Below are 13,050 nucleotides of genomic sequence, written 5' to 3' on the forward strand. Positions count from 1 at the left end.
CCTCAGGCAGAACGTATGCGATTCGGGAACCCGGTGGGAGCTTACTTGCGGATCACGCAGAACCGGTCGTCGTAGACGAAGCCGTCGGTCCCAGTGGTTTTGCAGTACAGGTAGAGGTCGCTCGTGCGGTTGATGAAGCCAGTGCCGTTGAAGTTCAGCGACGTGTTGCACAGCACACCTGAGCCGGTCTGAGCACGGAACTGCGTGAGCAGCTCGTGCATCCGTGGGTTCTGCTGCGCGTTCACGGTCTGCACACGCGCAGTGCCGTCGACGTGCGTGATAGCAGCCAGTTCGGGATTGCGCACTTTCTGAAAGTACAGCATGTGCGGCGAAGGACCGGCCCAGTCGAAGTGACGCGACACATCTTCCTCCAGGCAAATGGGTGCCACGGGACGGAACCCTTCGCGCTTCTTGATGCGGTTCAGGCGATCGCATGTCGATCGCGCGAACGGCGCGGCGAGAATCGAGCGGTTGCCGAGCGCGCGCGGGCCGATTTCGCACCGTCCCTGGGTCCACGCGACGATGTTGTCCTGTGCGAGAAAGCCGGCGACGCGCGCCAGATCCAGCGGATAGGTATCGACGTCCGGCATGTCCGGCTGATCATCGATGAACGCACGGTCGCTATAGACTGACCACTCGAGCTTCGCGCGGTCCGTGAACTCCCGCATCGCGTCGACGGCGGTGCCGATCGCGGAGCCCGTGTCGTTCGTGCACGGTGGTACAAACACGTCCTCGAACAGTCCGCTGTTGCGCCACATCGTGTTCCAGTCGCAGTTGAGCCCGCATCCTCCGGAAATCAACAGCGGATAGCCATCCGTCAGATGCTCCTTTGCGTACATATAGAAGCGGTTGAAGATCTCATCAGAGTAACGCCTAGCGAGCCGGGTGAAATCCGGATGCTGCAAGCCGATGTTGTAATACTTCGATTTGCGTAGATCGTCCTTCGACAGCGTCGCGAGGATGCTGTCGCGCTCCAGCAGAAAATTGGTGATCTCGCGCTCGTCACGCGACATTTCGCCAGATTGCCCGTACGCGCACAGCGCCATCAGTTTGCCCGGGTCCTCGTTGCGCAGCTTGCCCTTCGGCAACGTGAACGTGGGGTCCGCGAGCGCGTACAGAAACGCGTACTTGTTGCCTGGCGTGATCATCACGCGGCCGACGTGATGCACGTCCAGTTTTTCGTCGACCAGATAGAAGTCGCCGAGCGCGCCTTCCCATGCGAGCACATAGCACGGCTTGCCCTGCTCGAAAGGCGACAAGCCATACGCGCACCAGATGTGCGAGCGTTCATGGCTGCTGGTGAAATAGTTTACGTTCGCACCGAACATCGTCGTGCGGTGATGTTGGACCGCCCCGCTGCCGTGTCCGTAATAGCCGGCGCCGATGGGCGCGTTCGCTGCCATAGAGCCCTTGCCCCAACCGCTCACGGCAAATACGTCCGGCATCGCGCCAAGCTGCTCGGCGGCAAACACGAACTGCGACGGATTGAACACCTCATAGCGCGGAAAGCTGTCCTTCTCCGGTTCGAACGACCATTCCAACTTGCCGCTCGCAGCATCGATCAGCGCAATGGCGCCATCATGGCCCGGCTTCATAGCAAAAATCTTCACGGAACTCCTGTCCTTGTTGACCTGGGGCGCTCACTGTCCCCCGTGGAATGAACATCGCGGCGCCCCGTCGGTCGCGGAGGCGCCTCGCCCGTCTGTTCTGTACGCTCAGCGAAGCGGATAGATCGAACTCTCCTGCTTCTTCTTACTCTTCCGGAACAGCTTGCGGAACAACGCGGCAATGATCGCGATAAAGCCAGCTTTCTTCGTCTGCGGTTTCATGAATTCCTCCAGTTGCCACTTCCGGCAAGTCGTTAAAGCACCTTGTTGGCGATCAGGCGCGCTACTTCGTTGTAGCCCTTGTCGTTGAAATGCACGCGATCGACAAACAGGTAGTCGTCGATGACCGGCGAGTCGCGCAGCAGCACGTTCATGTCGGCGAAACCGATCTTCCGCTTCTCGCAGATTTCGCGTATGCCGTCGGCAAACGGGACATGAATCTCCTTGCCGAGGATCCCCGCAAAAAGTCGCCAGAAGTTGTTCGGACAACTGTCAATCGCGTGAAAGATGTCCGCCTCGTCCAGCGTCAAATGATCACGGGTCCAGAACGACATCGGTTGCAAAACGAAACTCAACTTCGCCCCCGTTCCAGCCAGTAACTGCTGCCACTGCTTCAGCGAGTTCGAAACGACCCAAGCCGCACGTTTGACCCGCGCATCGGTGTCGGTACTGTCGTCGGTGATCACGACGTCGGCAGGGTTGTCCTCCGACAGCAACCGGTTGATATATCGGGAGATGAAGTTCTTCTCGCGACCGTCCAGCGTCGACGCGTAAGTTCGCGCGCGCCGTTTCAGATCGTCGTTGTACCGGTTCATGTAGTGTTGATACTCGAACGAGTAGTAGTAACGCCCGTGGTCGGTGGCGAGTTCGTCGGGCTGCCCTTCGAGCGCGAGTGTATTGATGCCGCTCAGCACCACGATGTGATTGATCTGCTCGAAGCGGTGCTGATGCATCATGTACATGAGCACCTCCTGGACCGCGTTATAGCCGCGTCCGCTGAAATTCAACCATGGCTCGCCGGTCCACGCGGCGAGCCGTGAGGCGACGGTGTGCGAATCTGCCGTTGCGCCCGTGCCCAGCGCGGTCGAGCCACCGACCAGCAGGTTGACCTGTCGCCCGCTCGGTAGATTGGCGACGCTCACGTCGCGGACGTCGCCGAATGTGCTGAGCCGGAAACCCAGATCGTCCGTGTTGATCACGTCGGACCGGTAGTTCTTATGATGAAAGAACATCGTGTACGGCAGCCAGCGCACGCCGAGATACATAAACTCGTCATACTCGCGGATCTGCGGCGTCAACCGGTACACCTCGCGAACCGCCTCATCGTGCGTCAATGCGCGCCTGTCCATTCAACCTCCTCGTCTCGATGTCAGGAATTGCGGCTCGTGAACTGCTCTACGCTGCCCTGGTGAAGGCGCGCACCGTTCGTCCGGCAGATCGGAAACAGATGAAAGTAGGTTGATGCCCGTTCGTGCTTACGCAAACGGAGCGTGTCCGAGACCAGCCGCGCGCATGCTCCGACCGGAACGACGAAGATGAAAAACGACAACGTGAGAACGACAAGCAACACAAATCTGAAGACCATTTTCATGGACGTCCCGAAGAATAAAACTGCATGGATACAGGGCGACGTCGCCCGGGTCAGTCGAGTGCGAATTCGGTGCGCCAGTCGCCCTCCTCCACCAGTTCCGGCTGATCGGCCTTGCGCAGCACGAAGTTGCCCAACACGAGGTAATCCATCTGAGTGCGCATGAAGCAGAGGTAAGCATTCGACGGCGTCTCGACGATCGGCTCCCCGCGCACGTTGAACGACGTGTTGACGAGGACCGGATAGTTCGTCTGTTGATGGAACGCTTCGAGAAGCTGCCTGAAGCGTGGATTCGCGTCCTTGCCCACCGTCTGAACGCGCGCCGAGAAATCGACGTGTGTGACGGCGGGAATCGACGAGCGCACGCAGTTAAGCAGATCGATGCCAGTCAGCGCTTGCTGCGACGCGCTGACCGGCTTGCGATGGGTGGGCTGGACATCGACGACGAACAGCATGTACGGGCTCGCGCTGTCCAGACTGAACCACTCTTTCGCGTGCTCCTCCAGCACGGCCGGCGCGAACGGCCGGAACGACTCGCGGTTCTTGATCTTGAGATTCATCACGCTTTGCATCGTCTGGTTGCGCGGATCGCCGAGAATCGAGCGCGCGCCCAGTGCACGCGGCCCAAATTCCATGCGGCCCTGAAACCAGCCGACCACATTGCCCTCCGCGAGCAACCCGGCGACATGGGCCGGCAGAGCCTCGTCGGAGAGCCGCTCGAACACCGCACCGTGGCCGTTGAGAACGACCTCGATTTCCGCATTGCTATAGGACGTGCCGAGCAGCGTCGCTTTCATCCGGTCCGTCGATCCGAGCGTACGAGCGTGCCCCATCTGCATGTGCCAGCCCGCGAGCGCCGCCCCAAGCGCGCCACCTGCATCGCCGGCGGCTGGCTGCACCCAGATTCGGTCGAAGACCCGCGCCTTGAGTAGCTTGCCGTTCGCGACGCAATTCAGCGCGACGCCGCCCGCAAGACACAAGTTGCGCTGGCCCGTCTGCTTGCGTATCGTGCGGCCGATGCGCAGCATCGCTTCCTCGAGCACGCGCTGCACCGACGCGGCGAGGTCGAACTCACGCTTCGTGATGCGGCTCTCGGATGCGCGGCGTGGCCCGCCAAATAGCGTCGCGAACTCGTCGCTGACCATGCAGTTGCCGACTGCGTAATCAAGGTACTTCATGTTCAACCAGAAACTACCGTCCGGCTTCAGGTCGATCAGGTTGTCGAGAATCATGTCGTAGTAGACCGGCTCACCATACGGCGCGAGCCCCATCAACTTGTACTCGCCCGAATCGACCTTAAACCCACAGAAGTAGGTCATCGCTGAGTACAGCAGGCCGAGCGAGTGGGGAAAACGGATCTCCCAGACTGGGTGCAGGGTGTTCCGCTCACCAACCCACGCGCTGGTGGTCGCCCATTCGCCGACGCCGTCCACGCACAACACGGCTGCGTCCGGCAACGGACCCGGGAAGAACGCCGCCGATGCATGCGACACATGATGATCGATGTAATGGACCGCCGGTACACGCGCGGATTCCCCAAAGCCCGTCTCCAGTTTCCGCCGAACTAGCCGTTTGACGAACACCTTGTCGGTAAGCCAGTCCGGCATATCCGAAATGAACGAGCCGAAGCCGCGCGGACCGAAGGAGAAGTAGGTCGACACGATGCGGCCGAGTTTCTTGACCGGATTCTCGTAGTAGAAGATCGCCGAGACATCCGCGAGCGTGACGCCGGCCTCGCGCAGACAATAACGCAGCGCATTCAGCGGAAAGCCCGAATCGTGCCGGATCCGCGTGAAGCGCTCCTCCTGCGCCGCGGCGACGATCTCGCCGTCGCGGACTATTGCTGCCGCGCTATCGTGATAACCGAATGAAACGCCAATGACATATGAACTCACTGTCAGATCCCTTTTCCGATGTGCAACGCGTGAATCTTCAAACGGTATACGTCGACTTCGCGAACACGTCCTTCCAGCTGCGTCGCGGAATCGCGAGCGCACGGAAGCCGGTCCATACACGCCGCCACTGCGCGCTCGACGCTGCCGGGCTGGCCGTGGCCAGCGCCGCATCCATATATAGTTCGATTGCTTGCAGTGCCATGGCGGAGTGCCCGGTGGAAACGTTGTCGATCGTGTTGTGCAGATCAACGAAGCGGGTATCGAACTTGTAGTGGCGAAGTTCGTCGCGCGCGGTGCGGTACGCGCCTCCGACGCCCGACAACTCCATCGCCAGATTCAGCCCGAGCGTTTCCGGCAAAAAGCGGCGCGGAAACTGAGAGATCGACAGCCAGAACGCGGGCACTTCGAAAGCAGCGTCGCTGAACACCTCGCTCATTGCGAATGCGCGGCTCCTGAAATCAGGCAGATCGATACCCATCTGCCGCATCAAGTCGCGATAGATATTTGGATGGTTAAGTTGCGTGTCGCCGTTGCCGATCTCGTCAGAAAAGATCCGGTAGAGCAGCATGCCGATGCCGGTCTCCACATGCCCGGCGTTGGTCCACCGCTGCACCCAGCCGCCGTCGACAAAGATCATTGGGCAGAGCTGTACGGCCTCCTGGATCACCTGTTCGCGCGGCTTGTCGATGTCCTGGCAGCCTGCATACGACTGCGCCTGACGCAGCGCCCGATCCTCGAACCAATGGCGCAGACTTTCATGCGTGTAGTCGGCGAATGGCAGCGCGTCCGGATCCCGGTCGGCGATCCCGGCTGCACGCGCGAGCCACGTTTGCGCGAATGCGCGCGCGTCGTCGAAGACAGTCGAGTTGTTCTCGTGGTTAAGCAACCGGTGATACAACTCGCGCGCACCCACCTTCCCGCTCGCGGCGCGCACGGGTTCCGCTTCGACGCGAGTAAGCGCCACGGCTTCGGAAACGCGATGCTCGCGCGACACAGACGGGGCGTATTGAGCTGATGTTGTAACCCGCGAGCTATTCGTGGAGGGCCCTGCCGACGTGCCGGCAGACAGCGATGCGATCCACGTGCGCATCACATCAAGTTCTTTATCGGAAAACACCCGAAACATCGGGCCACCGAACGCGACCAGCCTGGTCAGCAACAGGCTCTGTTCGGGATGGCCGCGCACGATCCAGCGCGAGTGTGCGAGATCGCGGACAAAATGCTCGGGATCCTGTACTACGGAGTCGTCGAATGGACGGTCCGCGAGCTGGAGCCGATTGTGGTAACCCACCGCGAAGCGGGATTTTCGGCGGATCAATTCGACCATCGCGACCGTCGGATCGAGCAGAAGCTCGCGCACGTGCCGAGCGATTGCGGCGTGCCACGCGCCCTGCAGATGCATCGACATACGGTGTCCGCGTTCGATGCGCGCCACCATGGCCGACGAGTCGATGCCCGGGCCGCCGAGCATCCGGCCTATTGCCTGCTCGATGTGGCGTTGCGCGGCCTGCCTGGATGCATCATGCCGCGCCGTCAGATATGGATGTTCACGTGTGGCGTCGCTGGCGCATAGCAATGCGTCGACGACCGGCGAAATCGGGACCTGCACCTCGAACATCGCCGCGCCGAAAATTTCAGGACCATATGCGCCGGGACTCAGCGACAACGCCAGCCAGCAAGCCGCGAGGTCCGCCGATGTCGGCAGCAGTCCGGCCTGCTCCGCGAACATCGGCGAATCGATCGTCGGTAGATACTGGCCGGTATGTTCGAGTAATTGACGATACAGGCGAGCATGATTGCGCGCGAGGGAAAAATCGCCGACATGCCACAGGTGCGCCGCATGCGCGTGCGCAGGCACCGGCTCATGGCAGTTTGCTGCGTGCACGAAGTTCTGCAGCACGCAGCCCGGTGCGAGTCCCACTGGAGCATATTGCGCTGAGACGAAGCGAACAGTAGCGGACGTGCACTCGATCGAATGGCGGGCCAGTTGATCGGATCGCCAATGCTCAGCGCGCGCGTTCAGTAGCCCGACCAGATCGCCAGCATCCACGCACGGATTTGTTGCGTCACGAGAACCGGATCCCAGCACCGCATTGTCATCCTCAAGAAATGATTCGATATATGCTTTTGCCGCACCGCGCACCTCGACATGCGCCTGCTCCAGATTCATTATCTGATAGTAAAGGTGCGCACTCATCATTTTCCATTCATCGAAAAATGAGCTTGTTATTTATCAAGATTTCACGTGAAAAAGACTGCTCGAATTTTATGGATTTTCTGTTAAATTTGAATGTTACAAGTACATTCATTTAAAATGGAGATATCCAACCCATCCGACCGACGATTCTCGAACACCATCAGCATGATCAATCCATGAATGCAGAAAATCCACTAAATGGATGAGCATCGCGGAATTCGTCTCCCTCACTAAATGTGGGATTAACACCTGCCGCAGGGTTGTGTGTTAAATCCAGCCGCGATTCCACCCGGGATTCGCCTCCAGCGCTCACTCGATTATCGAATCGAAAAATCTTGCTTTCAACGAATTGCTCTGGACAATCCACAAGCTGCTCTCCAAGATTCACATTCTTCTCCGTCGCCTTAAGAGACGGTTTCATAAAGACTGTTGAGCTCGCTGAAGGGTGTTCCAACAGATCAAGCAACAGCCGAGTTTGAGGAACGCTTCATGGATGTCAGCGCGACGTTCGAAGCGAATACGTAGACGACGGAAATGATGCAGCCAGGCATGTGTACGCTCGACAACCCAACGGACTTTGCCAAGGCCACTGCCGTGCGGGTGGCCACGCCGCGCGATGCTAGTGGGAATACTGCGCTCATGGAGAGCGCGTCGGTATTTGTCGTGGTCGTAACCTCGGTCAGCGTAGACACGGCCAGGACGGCTCAGCGGCCGCCCGCGCCTGCCGGCGATCGGTACGATGGCCTCAATCAACGGCACGAGTTGGGTGACATCGTTACGATTGGCGCCAGTCAGGATTGCCGCGATGGGCGTTCCGTTGGCATCGGTGGCGAGGTGGTGCCTGGATCCGGGTCGCGCTCGATCGGTGGGGTTCGGACCAGTTTTTCGCCCGCCCCAACCGCGCGAATCGACGACGAATCCACGACCACGCGCGAGAAGTCGATCTTGTCCATCGCTCGCAACCTCGCCAGAAGCACTGCGTGCAATCGATCCCATATGCCGGCTTGTTGCCAATCGCGTAGCCTTCGCCAGCAACTGACGCCGGAGCCGCATCCCATTTCTGCTGGCAAATCTCACCACCGGATACCGGTCTTTAGCACGAACAGGATACCGGTCAGCGCAGCCCGATCCGGAACTGGCTTGCGGCCCGGATACTTGAAGCGGCGTGGCTTCGCTGGTGGTAGCAGTGGCTCGATCAGTGTCCACAGTTCGTCGTCGATGATTGGTTTGCCCATCTCCTCGATCCTGTTATCACAACGATCGAGGTTAACAGGTTGCGTTACGGGTTAACAGCCCCTACGAAGCCTTTTTGAAACCGTTTCTAAGAGCAAACCCCGTCTCTGGGCGCACTCACGCTAAACAAAATCTCTACGAAAGACCTTAAGCATGTGTCGCCGGCAGGTTCAAGGAAAGCAGGACGCACGGCGATACGATAAATGAAGGTCATTAAAATGGCGTGCATCTATTTCTAATTGATCAGCAGAGATCTGACTCTATTTAGTTTCATATGAAGCTCTGATCTCGTCAAGCGTTATGTATCAGCCAAGAAAAAATTTGACGATTATTTACAATCCCGGATTTGTGAAAACATTTTCAGAATTTCGGTATTTTTCGAATTCATTACACATGATTATGCGCGACGGATATAATCCGGTGATGCAAACATCGATAATGTTATTCAAATTGCATGAAATGGCAGCGCCATCTTATGAATGCCAACTCGATAATGAGAGGGAGAGAACACGCCGGGACTTGCAGGATAAGGATGTGGACAAAGATGCCAAGAGAATCTTAATACCAAGATAGGTATTCTTGTCTCAAGATACACGTTGTTGAACAAACTCCATGTCATGAAAATCAGCCTCACGCCCTCCGGTCCGGACGCAGTCGTCCCATGGGAATCGCTGCGGCTGCCGCACGAGGTCGATGGTTCGTCGGGCGCCTTGCGTGCGCCGCGCAGATCTGCACGCTCGACGCGGATAACGATTACGCAGTCGTTCAGGCATGGCTGTCGCTGCACGAATCCACGGCGACGCATCGTGCTTAACGTAAGGAAGCCGAGCGCCTACGCGGCACCAGTCGATCCACCGTGCTCGACCCGTCCCACGCCTTTACCGAGGGCGAGTGGATGCTCGTGCATAGCATTGCTGACGGACTCGAGTGGTCATATGGCTGGGAGGTGCCTGCGGCGCAATGCCTGCGCTTTGTGCTGAATTTTGCGTATGCGATCGGCCTACGCGTGAGCGAACTGACCGGCGTCTCCCTCGGCGACATCGAAGCCGATGCCCGGGCGATCATTGCGTGAGCGTTATCGGGAAAGATCGCAAGACAGGTAAGGTTGCGCTGCCGCCGCAGGCACGCACTGCGCTGGACCGTTCTCTGGTAGAACGGAAACTGCCCGTCACGCCGGCCCGATGGCGTCCCGCCACGCCGCTCACTGGCAGTCTCGAGCAGGCCAGTGTGGCAGGCATCAGCACGCCGCACACTGGGGAAACCGCCGCGGCTTCGAAATAGGCTGGCCATTGATATCCCCGTTACGATACCCTGTAGTTTTGCTAACTACCTGGAGGATATCGAAAGCGGAATCAGATTTATAGAGGACCGGTTTTCAATTGAAGTAAGAAACGCTCTACGTCCCCAAAAACGAAAGGGTGCATTACCTGCTCAGTGCGCGCTTCGTTTTCCTGAAGAAGGTACAGCACTGGCACAACCTACGGCTGAAACAAAAACGGGCGCCGTGTAGTTGACCGGCGCCCGTTTCAATGTGCGCGATGCTGCTGCGCGTTACTTCTGCAGGGTGAGTCCGCAGCGACCACTGACGCCGCTTAAGCCACCTCCACCGCAAACTGCGCCGTCACACCATCCTGCCTATTAGTCTGCATATACGCCTGCAAATAAGTCTCGAATTCCGCCTTCACTTCCGGATGCCGCAGCGCGAATTCCACCGTCGCCTTCAGATACCCCAGCTTGCTGCCGCAATCGAACCGCGTGCCGAAGTAACGATACGCGAGCACCTGCTCTTCGGTCAGCAGCGATTGCACCGCGTCGGTCAATTGCAGCTCACCGCCCGCACCGGGCTTCAATGCACGAATGTGCTTGAAGATGGTCGGCATCAGCACATAGCGGCCCACCACGCCAAGATTCGACGGCGCCTTGTCCGGCGCCGGCTTCTCGACAATGCCGGACAGCTTGATCACGTTGTCTTCCCACTCGCGGCCATCCACCACGCCGTACGACCGGCTGTCCTCGCGCGCGATGGTTTCCACGCCGATCACCGAGCTGTGATAGTGATTGAAGGTGTCGACGAGCTGGCTCATCACCGGCTTCGAGCTGTGCAGCAGGTCGTCGGCCAGAATCACGGCGAACGGGCTCTCGCCCACCAGCTTCTCGGCGCACAGCACCGCATGGCCGAGGCCGAGCGCTTCGGCCTGACGCACATAGAAACAGTCCACGTTGGCCGGCTTGATGCTGCGCACCAGATCGAGCAGCTTCTGCTTGTTACGCGCCTCGAGTTCGGCTTCGATCTCGTAGGACTTGTCGAAGTGATCTTCGATGGCGCGCTTGCTGCGGCCCGTCACGAAGATCATCTCGGTGATGCCGGCGGCAATCGCTTCTTCAACTGCGTATTGAATCAGCGGCTTGTCGACGATCGGAAGCATTTCCTTGGGACTTGCTTTGGTAGCCGGCAGGAATCGTGTCCCGAGGCCCGCTACGGGAAACACGGCTTTGGTGACTTTCAGCATGGTAGGCATTCCCACATCGGTTAGAAATTGGTGTGTTCGCGGGCCTGGCGGCCAATCGGATGTCGGCGCAAAGACTAGCAAAAAAATGACGCCAGTACTTGTGTGAAATTTCCTCAATTCGAATAAATAAATCTATTACTTTTCAATGTGCCGCATTGCGATAAGCCGTGAGCAACAATTACGCACTGAAGTTGATTTATTTTCCGGCAATTCCGAAAATTTTACATATCCTGACAACTGGCCTTCAGATGCGCGAGACGTGCCGGCGGAAGCATCACAGGCGCGCCCTCGCGTCTCGTCAAGCCCGCGTTATTCGTTCTCGTCGAGTTGCGGCAACTTGCCGGGGTTCATGCGAAAACGGCGAATGGGCTCGTTGCGCAGCGCCTCACGATAGGCTGAGGCAGCGACAAGGATCAGCAGTACGGCAATGCCGGCGAGTAAATGCAGGTTCATGACTTCACCTCGGGTCAAGAGAATCCGTGGTTTAAATTAGCACGACAAAAGCGGCAAATAATTCGCTGCCGCATCTGGTTGTGCTCAATTACAATTCGTCACAAAATTGCCGTTCGATTGAATTCACCGCGCAATTTTTTATCGATTTTTTGCCCGCGCCGTGCACTAGCATGTCATGCACCGCGGGCACGTATGGCGCCCGCGCGAATCCGCTTTTTCCTCCGTCAGAATAAGGACCGCGCATGAGCGACTCAGCACTGAATGCCGCCGGCTCATCCCTGCCCCTCTCCTCACCTCGAACGGCCGCCGCGCCGCGCGCCCAGAGCGAAGCGCGCACCGAAAGCGCCGGCAAGGAGCATGTCATCGACGCCATGCGAGGCTTCGCCGCGCTGCTGGTGGCGTATTTTCATTGCCGCCAGGTCGAATGGGTCGGCATGCAGGCGTTTCACCAGAGCGTCGGCCACGCATTCAGTCTGAACGCGATTGCCGCGTATCTGACGTTCCCGATTGCGTGGGGCTCGGCGGGTGTGCCGATTTTCTTCGTGATCAGCGGCTATTGCATTCACCGCGGCGGCGCACTGCGGCTCGCCAGCAATCCCGCTTACAGACTCGATACGGGCAATTTCTGGGTGCGCCGCTTTGCGCGCATTTATCCGGTGCTGCTCGCGGCGCTGGTGCTGACCTTCGCGCTCGACTGGTTCAGCCTGCAACTGCCGCCCGTCAATCACAAGATCCGCGAGATCGGCCTGCAGGCTTTCCTCGTCAATCTGTTTTCGTTGCAAGGCGTGGCCGGCAAGACGTTCGGATCGAACGGCGCGCTCTGGACGCTCTCGCTCGAAGTGCAGTTCTACGCGATCTATCCGCTGCTGTTCGCGCTGCGCCGTCGTATCGGCATGACGTCCGTGCTGGCGATCGTCGCGGTCATCAACGCGGTGTCCGCCTATGTGCTCGAACGCCACGACATTCAGTTCTTCACGTCGTACTGGTTTTCGTGGACGCTCGGCGCGTGGATCGCCGACGCCCGTGCCCATCGCGCGCCGCAGGCCCGCTCCTCGATGTGGCTTTACGCGCTCGCCGCGGGCTTCGTCGCGCTCGGCTGCGCGGCGTTCCATTTCGGCCAGTACGGCGCGTTCCAGCTCTGGGCCGTCGGCTTTGCGTTCTACCTGTACAAGGCGCTGGAGCGCGGCAACGCGGACCGCGGCCCTGCGTTCGGCACGCGTGTGCTCTCGCGCTTCGGCGATTTCAGCTTCTCGCTCTATCTGATCCATCTGCCGATCTTCGTGCTGCTGTCGTCGCTACTGTTCCGCTCGTCGCTGCAAATGTCGATCTGGCCGTCGTTCGGCTACATGCTGGTGGCCGTGCCGGTGGCTTATGTGTTCTACCGGCTGGTCGAACTGCCGGCCATGAAATGGTCGGCCAGTTTCAAGCCGAAAGCGGCTTTGAAAAAGGCTTGAGCCAACGCAGCAAAACCACGCGATAAAAAAAGGAGCGAACGTCGTGAGACTTTCGCTCCGCTGCGCCAACGACAGGGACTGGCCATGTCCCTGCCTACCCCCGCGTAAAAACC

At 58.9% G+C, this 13,050-nt stretch carries 8 protein-coding genes and 2 pseudogenes; 2 read left to right on the forward strand and 8 right to left on the reverse strand.

Annotated elements, in window-relative coordinates; translation table 11 throughout:
* Positions 1 to 41 precede the first annotated feature (41 nt).
* The 6 genes and pseudogenes from RI103_RS10160 to RI103_RS10185 all read right to left on the reverse strand — a co-directional run bounded on the left by RI103_RS10160 (position 42) and on the right by RI103_RS10185 (position 8,522).
* A complete protein-coding gene (locus RI103_RS10160) occupies positions 42 to 1,595 on the reverse strand; it encodes a carbamoyltransferase C-terminal domain-containing protein (RefSeq protein ID WP_310815210.1) in 1,554 nt (517 codons plus the stop codon).
* Between the two features lie 266 nt (positions 1,596 to 1,861).
* Positions 1,862 to 2,956, reverse strand: coding sequence for an SGNH/GDSL hydrolase family protein (locus RI103_RS10165; RefSeq protein ID WP_310811929.1), 1,095 nt, complete (start codon positions 2,954 to 2,956; stop codon positions 1,862 to 1,864).
* Positions 2,957 to 3,248: 292 nt separating this feature from the next.
* Positions 3,249 to 5,090, reverse strand: a complete 1,842-nt coding sequence (locus RI103_RS10170) for a carbamoyltransferase (RefSeq protein WP_310811930.1) — start codon at positions 5,088 to 5,090, stop codon at positions 3,249 to 3,251.
* A gap of 37 nt (positions 5,091 to 5,127) precedes the next feature.
* Positions 5,128 to 7,140, reverse strand: coding sequence for an iron-containing redox enzyme family protein (locus RI103_RS10175; RefSeq protein ID WP_310811931.1), 2,013 nt, complete (start codon positions 7,138 to 7,140; stop codon positions 5,128 to 5,130).
* Between the two features lie 316 nt (positions 7,141 to 7,456).
* Entirely contained in the window at positions 7,457 to 7,708 is a 252-nt protein-coding gene (locus RI103_RS10180) for a hypothetical protein (RefSeq protein WP_310811932.1), read from the reverse strand.
* A pseudogene (locus RI103_RS10185) lies at positions 7,705 to 8,522 on the reverse strand (IS5 family transposase). Before RI103_RS10185 ends, RI103_RS10180 begins: the two are co-directional and overlap by 4 nt.
* A 642-nt stretch (positions 8,523 to 9,164) precedes the next feature.
* Here RI103_RS10185 and RI103_RS10190 point away from each other — a divergent pair.
* Positions 9,165 to 9,771, forward strand: a pseudogene (locus RI103_RS10190) (integrase); the annotation flags it as partial.
* A 341-nt stretch (positions 9,772 to 10,112) separates the two neighbouring features.
* On the opposite strand, the gene galU reads toward RI103_RS10190, so the two are convergent.
* Both galU and RI103_RS10200 read right to left on the reverse strand, forming a co-directional pair.
* Entirely contained in the window at positions 10,113 to 11,030 is a 918-nt protein-coding gene (gene galU, locus RI103_RS10195; protein ID WP_310811933.1) for a UTP--glucose-1-phosphate uridylyltransferase GalU, read from the reverse strand.
* Between the two features lie 309 nt (positions 11,031 to 11,339).
* Entirely contained in the window at positions 11,340 to 11,483 is a 144-nt protein-coding gene (locus RI103_RS10200) for a hypothetical protein (RefSeq protein WP_165923841.1), read from the reverse strand.
* 242 nt (positions 11,484 to 11,725) lie between these two features.
* On the opposite strand from RI103_RS10200, the gene RI103_RS10205 reads away from it, so the two are divergent.
* Positions 11,726 to 12,937 (forward strand): acyltransferase, encoded by a 1,212-nt coding sequence (locus RI103_RS10205; protein WP_310811934.1) that lies wholly within the window; start codon positions 11,726 to 11,728, stop codon positions 12,935 to 12,937.
* The last annotated feature ends 113 nt before the right edge of the window (positions 12,938 to 13,050 follow it).

Origin of the sequence: Paraburkholderia sp. FT54, from assembly GCF_031585635.1 — a bacterium.
In the GTDB taxonomy this organism is placed as follows: Bacteria; Pseudomonadota; Gammaproteobacteria; order Burkholderiales; family Burkholderiaceae; genus Paraburkholderia.